The sequence below is a fragment of the Bradyrhizobium sp. HKCCYLS20291 genome (assembly GCF_051167715.1).
GTDB lineage: Bacteria > Pseudomonadota > Alphaproteobacteria > Rhizobiales > Xanthobacteraceae > Bradyrhizobium.
This window is the reverse complement of record NZ_JBNPTO010000013.1, coordinates 185,743-203,131: the sequence shown is the minus strand read 5'-3', so window position 1 is coordinate 203,131 and position 17,389 is coordinate 185,743. Positions and strand designations below refer to the sequence as shown.

The following is a 17,389-nucleotide window of genomic DNA, read 5'->3' as shown; positions in this document are numbered from 1 at the left end:
GTTTTACGCCCCCGTGGTGGATTTGACTGCGACAGCGCGGATGTTGCGGGCATTCGACCGAGCCGCCGGGCCGCCGCCGATCTTGACGTAGGCCCGTGTCGTGGCGACCGAGACGTGATCGAGCATGTACTGGCGCTCCTCCCAACCGTCGCCAAGCGACGTCGCCTTTTCGAGGGTGAGCGCGTTCGATGCAGACCAGACCGGCAAGCCTGCGTTGATACCGGTCTGAATCTTTGCCTCGAATGTAGAGGTCGAAGGCAGATACACGTCCACGATCAGGCGGATCTTCGAGTCGGTGCCCGCCTCAAAAGCACGCGAGATGTAATCGCCTGCTGGCTGGATAGCGCCCACAACGACTTGCAGGAACGGCAGTATGAGCGCGGACAGGCTGGGAGTGCCGGTGATCCGCATGCGAACTTTCATTGTGCCGGTGATGGCGACGGGCAGCTCGATATTCACCGCCGGGGCTGTGACGTACTTTGCCCCATTCGGGGCTTCGAACTCGACCTCGATCGCTGTCCCTTCGGGGCGCTCGGCCGCGATCAGTGGCATCAGGTCCGAACAGTTGACCACGTCAACAGTGCCAACCTCGACCGTGCGGGTCGTCGGCGCATACCTGGCGCAACGCAGGCGGAAGCCCAACGAGCGGCCCGGCTTCGGCAGCCAGGTGCGGGAGTCCGAACCGTCGAGGAAGGTGCCGAGCGGGAACGCGTTGCTGGTCACCCATCCGTTGATCTGGTCAAAGCCACCCAGGTCGGCGATGGCGACCGAGTGCGTCGCATCGTCCGTCAAGAGCGTGATCGCGTAGCTGCGATCCTCGCGCAGCGTCACCGGACGCGAGAACTCCGCATAGGTCCAATCGGACTCGACGCGCGGAGCCACCGAGAGCGGGTCGATGACCTTGACCGTGTTCATGTCGATGAGCGACTCGGCGACGACGCGCTCGGTCGGGATGCCCAGTTCGACTTCCCGAATCTGGACCCGAACCGGCTTGCTCTTGTCACCGACCCTGGTGAACTTGACATCGACGCCGAGCGCTTGGCGTGGCTCGTTTAAGCGGAAGGTCTGCGCAAGCGGATCGGCGCTATACCAGAAGGTGGTGACAACCGTCCGCTCGTTGGTGATCGTGGTCAGCCAACCGTATGCCGTATAGAGCGCATCCGCCTTCGAGCCGCCGGCGCCCTCGAACGCGACGTGCTTTACACCGACCGGGACCCCTGCCGGGATCTGGAAGGACGCCACAACAGTTCCATTTCCATCGGCCCGCACCACGCCCGCCGGGGTCACGTCGATGTCGTCGAAGGTGACCTTCTTCAGGACTTCGTTGTAGCCCCACTTATGGATCGTGAACCCGACAGACCGCTGCCGAATAGTCTCTTCCGTGGTCGTCACACTGTTCACGATCCGATCGGTGGTCTCGGTCGAGGTGCCGATCAGCGGTCCGGCCGCGAAGCCGGTGCGCTGCCACGCGACGCGGGAGGTGGACACGGAGGTCCATATGTTCTCCGTGTCCGTCCACAGATCGACGGACGGATCGAGCGTGACATCGGTCGGCGGCGCGGTAAACGACGCATACGGATTGATCTTCGACTCGCCGGTGATCTGGCGCTGCTCGAAGACATTCTCGACCGTATAGGAGAGCGTCGTTGCGGACACCGGCATGATCGAGACGGTCGGCGTCACCGGCAGCCAAAGCAGGCCGCCAAAAATCGCCCCGGTCTGCGGCAGGCCCTGATCCCGCATATCGTCGTCGAGCAACGGATCGACGAACACGCCGCGCTTCGACGAGACTTCCTTGCGATCCACGTCACGCTGAAGCCGCTCTTCGGCAACGAGCGCGTAGAGATCGCCGACCATCGTCTCAAGGCTGCGCAGATCGGCGAATGGCATACGGACGGTCGCGACCTGTTTGACGGTAGGGACCAGCCCCCAATTGTTGTATACATCCGCGAGCTTGTGCAGCGTCGGTGCTACGGTCGCGGGCTGCGCCGCGTAGAGCGAGCTGATGCCCTTCAGGTAGGAGATCGAACCGGCTTGGTCGACCACGATGGCGTCATAGCGCGGCAGCTTGGTATCGTACTTGACAAACGCGGTGGTATCGTCAGCTGCGCCGGTGATGTCGAAGCTGTCACGCGTAACGTTCGTCGGGACCGCGTTCGTCAGAAAGCGGTACGTGACTTGATATGTCGACCCCGGCGCGATCTCGGCACCGCTCGGAGACCAGTCCACCGCCGCGCCGGTCAGCTTGTAATCGGAGGTCGCCGCGTAGACGGTCGTTCCCTGCTTCACCTGCCGGATCGAGAGCACGGTCGGATCGGGGAGCGCATCGGAAACGCCGGTATAGGTGCCGTGCATGAGCGTCACGGTCTTTTCGGCGATGATCGTCACTTCCTTCACGGAGGCGATCGGCGCGAACCGGACCTTGATGGTCTGCGTCCCGGAATTGACGGCGTGCGGCTCGTCATCGATCGACATGATCTCGGGCTCTTCAGCCACACGCAGACGTGCCGATGCAGGCCTGGTCCGCTTGTAGCCGTAGACGTTGATCGTGCCTTCCGAGATGGTGAAGGCTTGCTTGCCCGTATCGTCGATGCCGAGCGCCTTGACGTTGAAGCCCTCGACGACATACCCGCCGTGCGCCTCGCGATCATAGCGCGCGAGCAGGTTGGCCCAAGCATCATCCATGCCGGGTTCGGCCGGCGTGTCGATCACGCCGTCCTTGATCGTATAGATCGGGAAGAAGTCGCCCTCCTCCCCGTCACCCTCATAGCCCCAACGGCCAAGCATCGCAAGCGCAGAAGCGCCGGGCTCGCCTTGGGCGCGCGTGCCGGGGGCCATACCCTTCAGCGTCGGGTCTTCCTCGTAGCTCACGGTGAACGTGCGAAGGCGAATGCCGATGACGACGGTGCCCACGGCCGAGATGACGATGTTGCGGGCCTCGATATCGTGGACGGCGCCGCGAATGTAGACCTTGGCCGCCGCCAAGCGCGCCTCGACGGTGCCGTTGGTGATCGGCCCGAGGACTATTGCGCCGCCAGACACGAGCGAACCATCGCGCCAGAACGCATCGGCGACGCCCTTCAGGCGGTTCGCCTCGATGTCCTGAATCACGTTGATTTCGTTGCTGGTCAGGAAGCGGTCATAGTGCGCAGCGAGACGCTGGTAACCCTTCGCCGGGTTGAACGTGTTGATATAGGCTGGGAGTTGGTCGCGAGCGTCTGCCACTAGATCACCAAGACGTAAGAGAAGCCCTGCCGAGAACTCGGAGACCGAGGGATACCGGCGAAGCGGTCGAGCAGAAGCAAGTATCCGGGTTCGGCGACCTGTTCGGGAGTCAAGTACAGTTGCCCTTCAGGCACGCCAGCGGCGCGGACGCTGTCCACGAAGATGCCGACTTCGCGAATGGTCTCGGTTGCGGCCTCGAGGAACTCGAATTGAGTCGCGACATACAGGTAGCGCGTCGCCGTCATCGAGACCGACCAACGCTCGCCACCCGGCGTGTAAAGGTTGCCATTCGCGTCGGGCACGACGAACTCGACAGACGAAGCGGCACGGCGGCCGATCTCGCCGGTCAATGCGGAATCGGCCGCGCTCAAAGGCGGCGTGCCATAGACGGCCTGCGTCTGGACGGTCGCACCCACCGAGATCGCGCCGCCGTTGACGCGCGTGACGACGCCGGTATTTGGATCGAACAGGTAATCGGCGGGCGATTGGTAGGTCTGCGCGTTCCCTTGGTTGTTCACCACAAGTGAAGCGACCGGCGCGTGATCCAGCGTGAACTTCTCGGGTGAGCCCGCGAAAGTCTTGTTCTTTACGTCCGTCGCTCCCCACCACGACGCCCCGCGTCCCCAGGCGAAGAACATGGGACGCGCTTTGAGCGCGGTGGCCAGACCGGCGCGCCCGCTATTGACCAGAAGTGCCATCAGGGCCTCCGTAAATGATGAAAGGTTCAAAGTTCCAAGCCTGGCCCCAGCGGGTCCTTGGCCAAGGCATGAAGACCGTGTTGGCGAGGTTGATCGTCTGGCCGGACAGCGCCGCCTGGATCGAGACAACGGACGATTCGAGGACAGCGCCGTCGAGCTGCGAACGGTCGAGAACGAAGCCTTCTTCGAAGCGCGCGGTCCCCGAGACCAGGCCGTCCGAGCTGCCCGAGATGCCAGGCCGGAACTCGATCTCCTCGCCGTGCTGGCGGCCGAACGAAAGCTTCGGCTCGATGCCCTCCAGATAGACGCCGGACCAATCATCGAGCAGCGCACCGTCGAGGCGCATCATGTCTAGGCGCATGGGGCGAATATCATAGCCGCCGTAAACGCGCCCCAGGACGCTTGCAGCACCCTTGGAGAGGTCTGCAAGGCCGATCAGGTTAAGGAGCGTCTTCAGCTCGGGCTCGCCGTCCAGCCCGATCTGGAACAGCCCAAAGCGAACGTCGGCGTGCGTGCCGCGCTCATGCACGGCGTAGAGGCCAAGCCACTCGAAGATGATCTGGAACGCCTCCAGTCGGCCCCGGACGGTCTGCCAATGCTTCCCCTCCTTGTAAAGGCGTTGGTGGTCGTCCATGAACGCAGCCGCGTCTTCGAGCCCCCAATGGCGCAGCAGCCACGGGAGCACGTCATCCGGGATCACGTCGCGATAGCGGATGTCCGCGATCTCTTGAACGATCGCCGCATACCGCAAGCGCGCGTCGGCCGTCCGAATGGCCGCCAGATCGAGCGGCGTCGAGTTGCGCGGCGCCAGATCGACAAGATCGGTCATCAGTAGGCCCGACCCATGCAATTGAGCTTGATGGTGCCGAGCGCGACGGCCTCGTTCGACGCCGTCACCACGACACTGTTGGGCGCTGGAGACACCAGCGACACACGCTTGACGCCGATCGTCCGCAGCGCGGCAATCGCGAAGTCAGAGGTGAAGTCCCAACCCAAGCGACGCTCGGCCGCGAACTCGGCGACCAGCGCCGCTTGTGAGGCGGCCATGGTCGAGTCCTTGGTGGCCTCCGGCAGAAGCCAAATGTCGGCCTCGACGTTGACCGTGCGGATCACCGCGCGGACGACGGCGATATGGTCGTTGTCACCACGGACGCCCGGCTGACTGAGCGCAGCGCTCACGGTCGCGAGCTGATCATCGCTCGCCACGCCGCCGTTATCCTTCGAGAGGATCGAGACGATCACGCCGCCCCTTGCGTCGCCTTCCACGCCCACGTCGTCCACGAGCAGCGGAGCAGCCGCGAACGCATGGCGCTTGTACCAGTTCTCGGTGAAGCCACCCTGCCCCTTCTTCCGCTCGCGTAGGCGGCGGCGCAAGTCATCGATCGCCTCGCCATCGGCCTGCTCCAATTCCCAATCGGAGGCCAACGCGATGAGGTCCGCGCCCTGGGCGAAGTCGGTTAGCGTGGCGCGGAAGGTGTCGTTCATGGCCGAGACCATGAGCAGATCGCCAAAGGCTGCGTGACGGCAGAAGCGGTTGAGCGGATCGGACCGCAGCATGTGCGTGTCCCAGTCGAAGCCCGCATCGGCGAGCAGGCCACGCAGTTGCGCAAGGCGATTGTTGAACAGCGTCTCGAACGCGGGCTCGCGCACAATGACAGGCAACGGGATGTTCGGGAGCGGAGCGTCCATTACACGTAGCTCCCCACGAGGACGTTGTTCGAGACCACAACGCGCCCCTGAGCGTCACGCGCTTCCGAGTAGTCGCCAATATGACCGCGCGGGTAATATATTCCCTCGATATCAAACGTCGCGTTGCCTTCGTCCGTCATGTCCGAGAGCGTCATTTGGATGATGCGAAAGCGCGGCTCTTCAGCCATGAGCGCTTCGGAGTTGATGCGATTTATCGCTTCAGGCACGGCTGCATAGAACTCGATCACCGTCACCTGCGACACGGCGCGGTCCACAAGACGCGGCATCTTCGAGCCAAAGTCACGGGCCATCACAAGCGAGCCGATGGTGGTCCCGAGTATGGTCGCGATCGATTGCCAGACATCATCGATGCCTTCCAACTTCTCACCAGTTCTGAGATTGATCGTCGCCATAAAGCGCACCGTGCCGCCGCGGCGCGCTGCTCGACAGTCCGTTCCAATCGCCTACTAGCCGACCTTCGCGAAGGTTTGCTTCGTCGGTCCGGCTTCGGTGACAACCTTGTCTTCCGGCGTATCGTTCTTGTCCTCAAGACCAAGGTAAGTCTTGCCGATGGTCTTGAACGCGTTGGCAGTGTGCAGCGATTGTTTCGTGTTCGACTCGAACTTGTCGCCGGCCTCGACCACGACGTTCTTCGCTTTCAGCGTGATCGTGCCATCCTTCATCACGATCTTGCAGCCCGCGCCTTCGAGCGTGATCGAGCCCTTGTCTTCGATGCCCTTGATCAGCCAATCGCCCGTCTCGCGGTCATAGCTGATCTCGCCAAGGATCTCGCCTTCCTCGCCCTCCAGACCATCCTGGCCGCCTCCTTCACCCTCGCCGCCCTGACTGTCCTCGCTCTTCGGCTTCTGGAACACCTTCCGCCAGACACCCGGCTTGTCTGTCGTCTCCTTCTCATCGTCCTCTTCAGTGTACTGGCCTGCCGGCATGACATAGGCGGTCGCAAGCTCACCGCCTTCGGCCAAGAGCGCAACCTTCTCTCCCTTTTCGAGGTAGTGCGTTTCACGGTCGCCCTTGGCGCGGCCACCCGTCGCGGGAAGCCAATCGGTCAGGATGTAGTTGTCTTCGTCGTTTTCATCACCGATCTCGACGCGGTAGGACGGCGGGCTGCGCTTGTAATCGACTTCCTTGACACGGCCGAACTTCACCACGTCCTGGGCACGCCGGTCGATGTCGGTTGCCTCCGGGTCTGAGACGCCGCCGGTATATGCGGGATCGCGCAGAAACTTGACCATGTCACTCCCCGCGCAGGAACGCGTCCATCGCGTCCTGATCGTTCGCGCTGGAGCGTGCGCGCCAGTTGGTCCGATACTTGATGTTCCAGACGAGCCCGATCGCGCCGACAGGGCGCTTGACTTGCTCGGTCACCACGTCGATGTCGGACTCGATGAGCCTGATCTGTGCCGACTCGAGGCCGGGGATCATGAAGCCGTCGATCGCCGCCTCCATCTCTTCGGCGATGTCATCGAGCGCGTCGTCCACCTCGCTACCGGCGAGAAGCATCGCTTCGGTGACAAGCGTGAGATTGCGCTCGACGTGCGTGGCGTCACCCTCGTCGCCGTAGTCCTGGGGCTTGCGGGTCTCTTCCATCCGCGCGTAGACAAGGATGGCAGGCCCGTCCTCCTTCAGCTCTTCCTCGGTGACCGGAGCAAGGCGGCTCTTGTAGACGCGACCCTGAGCACGCGTGCGGAAGCTCCCGTCGTCGAGCGCGGTCTTGAGCCGGTCAACGAACGCGGTGCGGATGAGCTTCCGGGGATGCGCCATCTCAGTCGTTTGCCATGAGCAAAAGCAGGGTCATGCCGGTGCCGTCCGGCCGCTTATCCTCGATCCGGTACTCCTGCCCCTTGATGATCAGGGTCTCGCCCTTCCGGCCGCCCCGCTGAAGGTCCATCGTCCGGCAGAGAAAGGTCGGCCCGGTTGACGTGACGCTGGCGCCCATCTGCGCCTGAAACTCCGTGCCGCTCCAGCGGTTCGGATTCCAGTTGCTGCCTTCATCGTCGAATATGCCGGGCACCGGGCACGCCTCGTCTGAGCCGCGCGCCCGATACTCGGCTTCGGCTCCGAACTCGTCGGAGTCGAGGAAGATGAGCAGATCCTCATCGCTCTCGACGGGCATCAGACGCCGGCGTCGCGCAACGCCAGCGCGGCGTCGATGTCGTCGTCCGAGATGGCGAACCCGACAATCTCCTCGATCGACTTCTGCTTCGGCTTGCCCGCGCGCGCGCCGGACTTCCAAAAGTCCTTCTTCTCGTCGAGCAGATCGATCGCATGCATGATTTCAGCCACGCGATTGCTCGCGCCGTCCGGCTGTCGAGCGGGAGGGGCATATACAGCGGACGGCGCGTCGCCAGGAGGGACTTTCCCGGCGTTTTCGAGGCCGGACAGATCCCCAGCAGCGACAGTGGCAATCGCCGGGGCCACGGCGGTCTGATCCTCCGCAAGCCGGACACGCGACGGCCCGAGGGCCTTCGCGTCGAGCTCGCTGAAGTCGTGGATCGTGCCTGGGGGATGGTAAATCCCCCCGCTTTTGATTGTCACCAGCCCCTCGTAGAACGGCATGGCTTACAGCACCTTGGCGCCAAGTGTGCCGTTGACGCGGTAGGGCGCGATCAGCGGTGCCGACTGACCCAGGATGTAGCGGACGCTCGGGTCCTCCTCCTCCCAGGACTTGACGAAGAACGCACGCGGCTGCATGCCCGCCTTCAGATCGCGGATCGCGCCGTAGTGGCGGACGCCCTCAATCTCACGCGAGGCCATCACGATCTCACCGGCCGGGAGCACATCCTTCTCGACGCCATCGAGCGCGTCGATGTACTTGTCGGAGTGAACCCAAAGGCGGTAGTCGCCGAACACGCCGACCAGGCGGATGCCCGGCATGATCAGGATCGGACCCAGCTCAGCACGTGCGGCCGAAATGGTTTCCTTGGTGTTGTCGATCTGAAGACGCATCGACTTGCCGACAGCGTCGGTGTCCGGCGTCGCCATCTTCGCCCGGATGACCTTCCACACGTCGGCGGCCATGATCACGTCGCGGCAGGTCAGACCGGACTCGATGAAGATGTCCTGCCCCCACTGCTCAATGTCATCGAGCGGGTTCACGGCGGCGTTGGACCACTTGTCGGTTCCGGTCAGGACGATTGAAAGCTCTGCGGCGCGGCCGAAGTCCACCTCCTCGCGCGGATAGTCGTCGCCTTCGAGGACCAGCTTGCCGGTACGCAGCACTTCGGCCGCCATGACTTCCTGGCGGCGGGTCCACATGTCCAGCTGTTCCGACAGCGAGAACGCGATCGAGGCTTGCAGGCGCTGCTCGGGCGTCAGGCTCCCGCCGATCTTCTCGCCGGCGCGGCGCTTGAACTGCTTGTTCGGGTCGAACACGCGCTTGTCCTTGACGTAGGCCGGCGCGATCGAGGCAGTCTTGTAGCCCTGCTCGCGGATCACCTTGCCAGCCACGATCGGGGAGACGAGCGGCGTGATCAGACGCCGACCCTTCACCTTATCGAACTTGACGTCTTCGGTGTCGGAGGTCTCGACGGTGGTGAAGAAGGTGTTGAGGAAGAAGAATGCCGAAAGCGGCAGCTCCTCCACAACGCGGTTCAGGGCAGTGGTCGAAAAGAGGTCCATAGTGGGGCTTCCGGTTGCTTTCGTGCGTGGTTGGCTCGGTTAGCCCATCGGCCTTACGAGCCAGATCGACTTCGTGCGGAAGACCGCATCCACCGATCCGAGGGTGTGGCCGGTGCCGAGGATCAGCGCTTCCTGATCGAACTCGCCAGCGATGAACACGATCGCCTCCACGTCCTCGCTGGTCGCATCGACTTCGGTCGCGAGGATAGCGTCCGGCGTCTGCGAACCATCGATCGCGGCCTTCAGCGACTTGATGTACTTGCTGTCCGCATCGATCTTGCCGAGCACCGTGGCCTCGCCAAGCCTGCCCGCACCGGCCTTGATGGTGACCTTGCGGGCGCGCATATGACCGAGCGCCCAGGTCTTCTGAATGAACGTGCCTTCGTCCCGATACTTCGCCACGTGCGGTTCCTTAGTTTGCGATTGCGGCCCTGAAGGACGCGAGAATTGCGTTGACGGCGGCATCGTCGCCCGTCGCGGACTCGCTGGCGCCAGCGGGGGACACATGCGCGTTCGCGTTGGTGTCTTCCTTGATGTCAGCAGCGTGCGTGGTGCGCTTGGCCTTTTCAGCAGCCACGATGATTGCCGAAAACCCGTGAGCCGAAGAGCCCGTTTCGATCGCCTTCTGTGCTTCGGCCTCGTAGCCCGGCAGCGTGAGCGACATGATGTCGGTCACACGCTTGCGTTCGGCAGTGCGCGCTTCGGCAGCTGCGTCCACGGTCTCGACGGTCGTCGTCGAGGTCGCGGCGGTCTGCGCGGTTGCAGCCGACGCAGCGGCGGCAGCGGCTTCAGCTTCAGCCGCCAACTGCTCTGGGGTCTTGTCCATAGTCTCACTCTCCATTTGGCCAGTGGCGGCCGGGTTGACTCCGAAGGTCGCCTTCGGGCTATCGCCGCGACAAAGGCTCGCGAGAACCTGTTCGAACGTGGCGATGCCATCGGCCATCCCGGCAGCAACCGCCGCCTGCCCGATCAAGACATCACCCTGTCCGAAGTGTTCGAGGACGTGATCGACGCTCTTGCCGCGATACTTCGCGACGGTTTCGACAAACACCGCAGCCATGGAATCGACGCGCGCCTGGACGCGGTCGCGGCCTTCCTTGGTGTTAAGATCGACGCGCTTGTACGGTGACTGCGACGACACGAACTCGTAGGTCTTGACGCCGCGCGCCGCATCCTGGCCGGACGTGTCCCGATAGCCGGCCACGACACCGAGCGAGCCGACGCTGGCGGTCGGTCCGACAAAGAACTCGTCAGCGGCAACGGCCGTCCAAAGCGCAGCGGAAGCCGCCTGATCGCCTGCGTAGGCCACGATGGGCTTGCGACCCCTGGTGTCGTGGATCGCGCTGGCAAGCTCCGCAACGCCTGCCGCCTCGCCGCCGGGCGAATGGATGTTGAGCAGGATCGCGCGGACCGAGGCGTTGTCCATCGCGGTCTGCAAGTCGCGCCGAACGGTCTCGTATGCCGTCGCTCCGCAGAACGCCGTCATGAGGTTGGCGCGCTTGAACAGCGGGCCGGTCACGTCGATGATCGCGACGCCGTCGCGGACTGTTGCACGCTCGGCCCGCGCCAGCTCCTGGGCGCGGTACGCCTCGAGCATCTGTGCATCGAGGCGATCTTCGCGCGCGGCGATCTCCATGATCTGGCGCAGCGCGCTCTCGTCGATCGCCCAATTGGCGGTCAACGCAGCATCGAAGATCAGCGGATTGCGGACGTGGACGCTCATTTCTTCTCGGCCTTCTTCGGCTTCGCAGGCTCGGCGCTCACGTCTTCCTTGACCTGAGAGCCCATGCCGGACGGCGCGAGGATCTCGGGTTCGAGCTTCGCGGCAGCGCGCGCCTTGTGTTCTTTGGCGCGCTGGGCAGTCGTCTGCTCGAAGTCCTCGCCACCACGCTCGATGATCACGGCCTCGACGGTCCGAGCGCCCAGGTTCACCGCCTCGGTCTCGGCCTTCCATTCCTTGAGCGGATCGAGGATGATCCGGGCAGGCCCGATCCACTGAGCACCAAGCCACGCTGCGCGCTTGACCGGGTCCTCGAAGAAGCCGGGCGCGGTGATGAGACCGGCGTTGATCGCGTCCGTCATGAACCACTCGTAGACGGGGGCGCAGAAGTTGCGGACAAGCCACGTCCGGCGGTCCCGGAAGAACATGGCCGCCATCTCCAGGGCCGCGCGCGAGGCGCTGTAGCTCGCCGTGAAGTGCAGCATGAGCATTTCGAACGGGATCGACAGCGCGACGCCGATCTGCCGCACAACGGACGTGAAGAACGGATCGAAGTTGGCCGTGTTGGCGGGTTGTGCCGTCTCGATGCTCTCGTTGGTCCCGATGTCAACGACGGTCCCCGGCCCCATCGTGACCTCGCCGGGACCGAAGAAGTCCGCGCTGGTCGGATGTTTTCCAGGCGCGATGGCGGGTGCCAGGCCGTCGTCCCCATCGGTCTTCAAGAAGACCGTGAAGAACGACGACACCACCGCCTTCATCAACTCAGCATCGGTGAAGCGGTCGAGCTGCTTCAGAAGCTCGATGACGGGCGCGAGTTGCGGGATTCCGCGGTGAAGGCCGGGCCGCAGCCGCTCGAAGATGTGCAACACCATCTGCTCGCCAGACTTGGCGCCGAACGCGGGAATTTCGCGATAGTTTGTGATGGTGTAGCTGGGATTGTCGCCGGGATGGTCGTCGAGCACAAAATAGGCAACGGGCGCGCCGTCGTCGTCGATCTTGACGCCATCGCGAACGTAGAAATCGCCCTGCTTATCGGTGGGTGTCGCGACACGGTCGGCCTCAACCACGTTGAGGGCGAGAGGGACAATCGCGTTCGGGCGCTTCGGGGTACGCCGCAGGACGAATGTGTCGCCCGACTCGAACACGGTGTTGAACACGAGCGCCTGAAGCTCGTAGAAGTTCTGCGCGAGCGAGATGTCGCAGAGCTTCGAGTTAGCCCACAAATCGAACAGCGTCTCGGTGTAGCGCTCCCACTTGTCGGCCGCCTCTTGGGACATGCCGAGCAGATCGTGGTTGATCTTCGACCGGGCGCGAAGACCAGAGCCGATGATGTTCGCCCGCGAGGTTGATCGCGCGCCGGTGGCGATGGGGTTGTTCCGGTTGAGGTCGCGCGAACGGCTACGCAGCGCCGGGAGATCGCCGATCGAATCTCCATCCGCCGAACCGGCATGCGGACGCCACGCCTTCAGGGCCGCCCGGTTGCCTCTGGCACCGGCATACTGGCCTGCTAGGTTCAAAGCGATCCGGGTTTGATAGCGCCGCGTGGCGTAGGCCGGTGCGACGCTCGCCAGGAGGCGGTCCGAAAATGATGGCGTGGGGAGCTTCATCACAGCGGGATCACCCGCTGACTCTTGATGCCGCCTGCCTTGGCACGAGCGGCCTGCTTCTCCAAGCGCTGGGCGCGCTGGTCTAGCTGGCGCAGGTCGGCGCGCCACAGCTCACGATCCTTGATCGTGTAGCGCTGCCCCTTCTGCTCGATCGCGCTGATCGAGTTTAGGGTCTCTTCAAGTTGCTCTTCGACGCTCTTTGCCATGCCCCGAAGCTACGGGACATGGCTCCAACGAAAGAGATCGTTCCGGTATCCGCTAGCGCGCGCTTTCGCACGGGCTTCCACCGCACGCGGCGGTCTTGTAAAGTACCGATATTATAAGACGGGGGCCAAAATGTCTAACGAAGACGCGCCAGAGACCATTCGCAGTCTGATCGAAAAGGGTGGCCCTTTTGATGACGAGGATCTAGCGGTCATTCGCGACATGGAGCAGTTAAGGGCCGACATCGCTGGGACGACGGAGGACGATATTCGAACTCTGCATGCTGCGATTGGGGTCTCAATCACAACATGGTCATCACTGGAAGGATTTGTTGTAGAGATCGCCTCTTCGATTATTGACGTAAAATCGGACGTTGGAGGTGTGATCTTTTACAATTTTCCATTTGCGAGAATGCTGGATGTTATCGGCGAGATCATTCGCGTGGATGATCGATTCGCGAGTCTCGAACAAGAATGGGACAAGCTAAGCAAGCTTTTGTTTGGCCTCAATGATGTAAGAGTCCGGCTTGCACACCACGGGCTTAGCTCGGGCAAGGACATATACGATTTCCCACCGGACATCGCGGAATTTCCGGTAGATGAGCTACTACCTGGTCTGGAGCCGTATCAAGCGGATTCAAGGAAAAAATGGAAAAAGAAAAAGCGGATGAGCTTTGTAGAGACTGTAGGATTTGTGCGCAGGCTCAAGGACGCAGTTGCACCGACCTTTGATTTTCTAAGGAAGGCTCACGCAATCAGAATGGAGCCTAAGAGGCGGCTGAGTGCGCGGGTGAAATCGCTGCAAGAAACGGTCCGAGACTACGAAAGTCGGCCGACCACCAAAGGTGAATGAATGCAGGCGCAATGTACGTTGTCTAACGCGCACGCGCTCGTTTGGGATCGAACATCTCAACATCGTCGGAAGGCACGGCACCGGCCGGATACACACGCAACAGTATCTCGATCGTGCCGGAGACAGCCGTCTTGCCCTTCTCCATGTTGTAGACGTGGTCGGTTCCGTGCCGCTCCGATAGACCGAGGGCGCGCACAAGCTCGTGCGCGGTGAGCGGGCCGCCGCGCGCCTTCCACATGCGGCCCAGCTCGACGCGAGCCTTTCGAATATCATCGCCGGTCATGTCGCCCCTCATGACTGCACACCACGGCTGCGGATGCGCCGCCTGGGTGCATTGCTGCGCACTGGAACTTCTTCCCTAGTCTGGCACGGCTCTTCCCCCCGGACTCCCTTTGGCTGCACGGGGGCAGCATTCAGGACATGGGCCGCCGCAGCGCGGAGCGCCATCATGCGACGCTCCATGTTGATCCCGAGCGATAGCCGCGCTGCGATGTTGTAGACGCGAAGGTCGAGCGGTTCGTTGCGCTGTTGGACTTTATGCCACTCCTTGACAGTGAAGCCCTTCTTGTCGGTCTTCAGGATTGCTTTCTCGGCCGTCAAACCGTCAAAATACTTGTTGTCAAAATGCTCGGCCAGCGGGAAGTGGCAGTAGCCAGGCCCAGGCTCCTTAATGTCGAGGCGCTTATAGTGCATGTCTTTCGCCTGATCGACGCCAAGGACGAAGACCGTCACGTTCTTTGCCTTGTTCACCGTGCCCTTGACCGGCCAGATCGGACGGCCAGGACCGCCGATGCCCTTGATGGCATACACGCGCCGAGCCATTCGCGTCCGGACGAAGTCGTAGACATGCTGCGTGAAGTGTCCGCCCGAGTCGATGCACGACGCCTCGACCCGCATTTCGACGCCCGCCGGGTGAAGGAAGGTCCGCAGCAGAGCGGCATCAATTACCTCCCAAAATCCTGGTGTATTCGGCACGCCGTAGTGTACCTTGTAATCGAGCGACCATGACTCGTCGTCGGCTCCCCACCCGCACCACTCGATCTCCGCGCGATCGTCTTGAATATCGACAGATGCGGTAATGGTGCCAACACCAAACGGGAGCACGACAGCCGCGTCATACTCTTCTCGGCGGCCATAGAGACTGTCCGGGTTCGCCCGCTCGCCACGCTCCTCCCAAGTCTCGGCAAGCCGGGTGTTGACCCAGGTCTTCAGCCGCTCAGGATGCTTTCGCACGAGAACGAAGTCACGTGCCATCTCGCCCAGGGCGCGCCAAGGCGAGGCAATGCGGTTAAGGTGGAAGCCCGCGTGCCCCTTTATTTCCGGACACGTCGCAATCCATACGCCGCGCGAGATCGCCCTAAGCCGCTCGGCCTCGCTCCAGGCATGATCGCACAGCTCACCGGTCGCGGAGTCCATGTACTCGCAATGATACCGTGCCTCCATCGGCTTGTCGTCGGGCCAACGGACTTGCTTCCATTGCAGATGCTGCATGTGGCCGCACTTCGGACACGGCACGACGAAGCGTCGCTGATCACTCTCCTCGTAAGATGCCTCGATGCGCGACGCGCCCTTGATGGTCGGCGTCGAGACCAGCGCGATCTTGCGGTTCCAGAACGTCGTCGTGCGCTCGATCGCGAGCGAGACCGGATCACCTTCCTTACCGGCGCTCGCCTCGTAGCGATCGACTTCGTCGCAGAGCAGGATGCGGATCGGGCGCGAGGCAAGCGACGCGGGCGAGTTCGCGCCCGCCATCGTGATATGACCGCCAGCATACTTCTTATGGAGGATCGTGTCTTCGGAATCGCGCGCAGCGTTGCCGAGCTTCGCGGAGAGCTCGGGCGTGTCGCGGATCATTGGCGCGAGACGATCCTTGGAATACGCTTCGGCCATTTGCAACGTCGGTTGCAGAATGAGCATCGGGCAAGGGTCCAGATGGACGTGGTAGCCCGCGACGTTGTTGATGACCTCCGTCTTCACCGTCTGCGCGGCGACCATGCACGTCACGATCTCGATGTCGGGATCGGCGAACGCGTCCATGATGCCGCGCGAAGGCTCGACGCGGGTCGTTGACCACTTGCCGGGCTCCGACGACGCCTCCGGTGAGAGCACCCGGTATTCGTCCGCCCATTCGGAAACAGTCAGGTCCGGCGGCGGGCTGAAGCTCTGCGCGATGACCTGGCGTACCTGGGCGCGAAGCCGCGCTTCGTACGCGGCATCGGCTCCGTACTCCGCTAGAACGGCGATTGCGTCAGACATCGGCCTTGCGCTTGTATTCAAAGCAGCGCTGGCGCGCGTCGGTGCGCTCGCCGCAATGGATCGACGATGCGCGGCGGCAGACGCCGACCCAATCGTCTTGCTGCTCCCAGCCCGTACAGACCTCGCAACTATTCGGAGGCCACTTCATCCAAGAGGGCTTGAACTCACCACTCGCCATCGGTCTTCACTTCCGTATCGTCCGAGGGCTCGCCTTGCGGCTCTTCCTCAACCGGCACATCGGCGTAGGATTTGATTTCGTTGAGGGCTTCGAGGATCAGACGCTCGACCTCGTTCACGAGCGCCTTCGTCCCTTCTGGCGAGCCGACCTCGAGCTGGATCGCAGGCCGCAGCTTTGACGGGATGCCGAGCAGCCGGGCGCGAGCGTTCGCGATCTCGTTGCTCAGCACCTTCACGATCATGTCGATCGGCCGAACTAGGCCCATCTCTTGGGCTAGCTCGAGCTCCGAGAGCTTTGCCTTGGCGATCTCGTTGCGGAGCCGCGCCTTGTCCATTGTGATGTCTTCACCCGCCTCCTGCAGCGTCGCGGCCGTCCTCGCCTTGGCCTCGCCGCGCGCGCGAGCGAGCAGCCACTTCACGCATTCGGCCGTGTCATACTCGAATTGCTTGCCACGGCTGCCCTGGGACTTCACGGGCATGCCGTCTTCAGTCCAAGAGGAGATGGTCGGAAGCGAATAGCCGAGGATGTCCGCCAGCTCTTGGCGATTGACGATGCTGCCCATGCGTTACCGCACCGGCTGGGTCTGCATCGGGGGCAAACCGGGTCCTGCGCATTCCGCGATCAGATCGCGGACGACGGTATCGATCTGGCAATAGGTCGAGGCGACGTCACCGTCATAGTTCATGACCACCCGGCCTACCCTTACGTCGGCCTGAGCGCGCTCTGTGCGGTGATCCTGGGGCACCTGGCCGCGACGGATCACCTCGACCACCAAGCCGCCCTGCTCTTCGATCCAAAGGCCTTCGTTGGCTTGCCGGACATCCTCGACGACGACGCGGGTCGGCCTGTCGGCCAGGAGCCGGTCCGCCTCCGTGCCGATCCAGAAGTCTTCGCCCATGTAATCGCGGCCCGAGCCTCCGAGCCATTCCATTGCATGCCGTGGCGTCCGCCCACCCAGCCACGGGGACGGCGTTTCCTTCAGGTCGCCATCGACCATGCGCCCAATAGTCTTAGGGTCGCAGCCGCGATAGGCCAGATAGGCGCGCAGCATGTCCTTCAACGCGCCAGCGAACCGGCCGCGTACGAAGCCGTGGTGCTCGATGAGGTACAGAGCGGCCGTGGTCTTGCCGGACCCGATCAACCCCTTGATGCCGACGATGATCATGAGATCCTGTGCTCCCGTTGGGGGAGTACGGTCTCTCGCCGGGTAGTTTCTTTCGAGGTTGTTTTGATATCCGTTGGCGCCCGGCGGACAGACAACGGACCTTTTGCCTTTTTATCCGCCAGAAATCCGCAAAAATGCTAGAACCGCGCACGGAGG

At 62.8% G+C, this 17,389-nt stretch carries 19 protein-coding genes; 1 reads left to right on the top strand and 18 read right to left on the bottom strand.

Annotation, left to right across the window (positions count from 1 at the left end; genetic code table 11):
* Positions 1-3 precede the first annotated feature (3 nt).
* The 14 genes from ACQR07_RS25980 to ACQR07_RS25915 all read right to left on the bottom strand — a co-directional run bounded on the left by ACQR07_RS25980 (position 4) and on the right by ACQR07_RS25915 (position 12,784).
* On the bottom strand, positions 4-3,225 hold the full coding sequence (locus ACQR07_RS25980; RefSeq protein WP_434904960.1) for a DUF4815 domain-containing protein: 3,222 nt from the start codon (positions 3,223-3,225) through the stop codon (positions 4-6).
* Positions 3,225-3,923 carry a hypothetical protein gene (locus ACQR07_RS25975; RefSeq protein ID WP_434904959.1) on the bottom strand — a complete coding sequence of 233 codons (699 nt, stop codon included), beginning with the start codon at positions 3,921-3,923 and terminating at the stop codon, positions 3,225-3,227. Before ACQR07_RS25975 ends, ACQR07_RS25980 begins: the two co-directional genes overlap by 1 nt.
* Positions 3,904-4,752: a hypothetical protein gene (locus tag ACQR07_RS25970; RefSeq protein ID WP_434904958.1), complete on the bottom strand. Its 849-nt coding sequence runs from the start codon at positions 4,750-4,752 to the stop codon at positions 3,904-3,906. The genes ACQR07_RS25975 and ACQR07_RS25970 overlap by 20 nt, the downstream gene beginning before the upstream one ends.
* Positions 4,752-5,573 (bottom strand): baseplate J/gp47 family protein, encoded by an 822-nt coding sequence (locus ACQR07_RS25965; RefSeq protein ID WP_434904957.1) that lies wholly within the window; start codon positions 5,571-5,573, stop codon positions 4,752-4,754. Before ACQR07_RS25965 ends, ACQR07_RS25970 begins: the two co-directional genes overlap by 1 nt.
* A 38-nt stretch (positions 5,574-5,611) precedes the next feature.
* Positions 5,612-6,025 (bottom strand): GPW/gp25 family protein, encoded by a 414-nt coding sequence (locus ACQR07_RS25960; RefSeq protein ID WP_434904956.1) that lies wholly within the window; start codon positions 6,023-6,025, stop codon positions 5,612-5,614.
* A 54-nt stretch (positions 6,026-6,079) separates the two neighbouring features.
* Positions 6,080-6,865, bottom strand: a complete 786-nt coding sequence (locus tag ACQR07_RS25955; RefSeq protein ID WP_434904955.1) for a hypothetical protein — start codon at positions 6,863-6,865, stop codon at positions 6,080-6,082.
* A gap of 1 nt (position 6,866) precedes the next feature.
* Positions 6,867-7,394, bottom strand: a complete 528-nt coding sequence (locus ACQR07_RS25950) for a hypothetical protein (protein WP_434904954.1) — start codon at positions 7,392-7,394, stop codon at positions 6,867-6,869.
* Between the two features lies 1 nt (position 7,395).
* On the bottom strand, positions 7,396-7,746 hold the full coding sequence (locus ACQR07_RS25945; RefSeq protein ID WP_434904953.1) for a head-tail joining protein: 351 nt from the start codon (positions 7,744-7,746) through the stop codon (positions 7,396-7,398).
* Complete coding sequence (locus tag ACQR07_RS25940) at positions 7,746-8,189, bottom strand: hypothetical protein (protein ID WP_434904952.1); 444 nt, start codon at positions 8,187-8,189, stop codon at positions 7,746-7,748. The genes ACQR07_RS25945 and ACQR07_RS25940 overlap by 1 nt, the downstream gene beginning before the upstream one ends.
* 3 nt (positions 8,190-8,192) lie before the next feature.
* On the bottom strand, positions 8,193-9,251 hold the full coding sequence (locus ACQR07_RS25935; RefSeq protein WP_434904951.1) for a major capsid protein: 1,059 nt from the start codon (positions 9,249-9,251) through the stop codon (positions 8,193-8,195).
* A gap of 39 nt (positions 9,252-9,290) precedes the next feature.
* The gene (locus tag ACQR07_RS25930) at positions 9,291-9,653 is read right to left on the bottom strand and encodes a head decoration protein (protein ID WP_434904950.1); all 363 of its coding nucleotides are present in this window, start codon (positions 9,651-9,653) and stop codon (positions 9,291-9,293) included.
* Positions 9,654-9,663: 10 nt separating this feature from the next.
* Positions 9,664-10,887, bottom strand: coding sequence for a S49 family peptidase (locus tag ACQR07_RS25925; protein ID WP_434904949.1), 1,224 nt, complete (start codon positions 10,885-10,887; stop codon positions 9,664-9,666).
* Between the two features lie 83 nt (positions 10,888-10,970).
* A complete protein-coding gene (locus ACQR07_RS25920; protein WP_434904948.1) occupies positions 10,971-12,578 on the bottom strand; it encodes a phage portal protein in 1,608 nt (535 codons plus the stop codon).
* On the bottom strand, positions 12,578-12,784 hold the full coding sequence (locus ACQR07_RS25915; RefSeq protein ID WP_434904947.1) for a hypothetical protein: 207 nt from the start codon (positions 12,782-12,784) through the stop codon (positions 12,578-12,580). The genes ACQR07_RS25920 and ACQR07_RS25915 overlap by 1 nt, the downstream gene beginning before the upstream one ends.
* 130 nt (positions 12,785-12,914) lie before the next feature.
* On the opposite strand from ACQR07_RS25915, the gene ACQR07_RS25910 reads away from it, so the two are divergent.
* Positions 12,915-13,634, top strand: a complete 720-nt coding sequence (locus ACQR07_RS25910) for a hypothetical protein (RefSeq protein WP_434904946.1) — start codon at positions 12,915-12,917, stop codon at positions 13,632-13,634.
* 22 nt (positions 13,635-13,656) lie between these two features.
* On the opposite strand, the gene ACQR07_RS25905 is transcribed toward ACQR07_RS25910, so the two are convergent.
* The 4 genes from ACQR07_RS25905 to ACQR07_RS25890 form a co-directional block, all read right to left on the bottom strand.
* Entirely contained in the window at positions 13,657-13,917 is a 261-nt protein-coding gene (locus ACQR07_RS25905; protein ID WP_434904945.1) for a hypothetical protein, read from the bottom strand.
* An 8-nt stretch (positions 13,918-13,925) separates the two neighbouring features.
* Positions 13,926-15,890 carry a phage terminase large subunit family protein gene (locus ACQR07_RS25900; RefSeq protein ID WP_434904944.1) on the bottom strand — a complete coding sequence of 655 codons (1,965 nt, stop codon included), beginning with the start codon at positions 15,888-15,890 and terminating at the stop codon, positions 13,926-13,928.
* A gap of 164 nt (positions 15,891-16,054) precedes the next feature.
* Complete coding sequence (locus tag ACQR07_RS25895; protein ID WP_434904943.1) at positions 16,055-16,630, bottom strand: terminase small subunit; 576 nt, start codon at positions 16,628-16,630, stop codon at positions 16,055-16,057.
* 3 nt (positions 16,631-16,633) lie between these two features.
* Positions 16,634-17,233, bottom strand: coding sequence for a deoxynucleotide monophosphate kinase (locus ACQR07_RS25890; RefSeq protein WP_434904942.1), 600 nt, complete (start codon positions 17,231-17,233; stop codon positions 16,634-16,636).
* Positions 17,234-17,389: the final 156 nt, after the last annotated feature.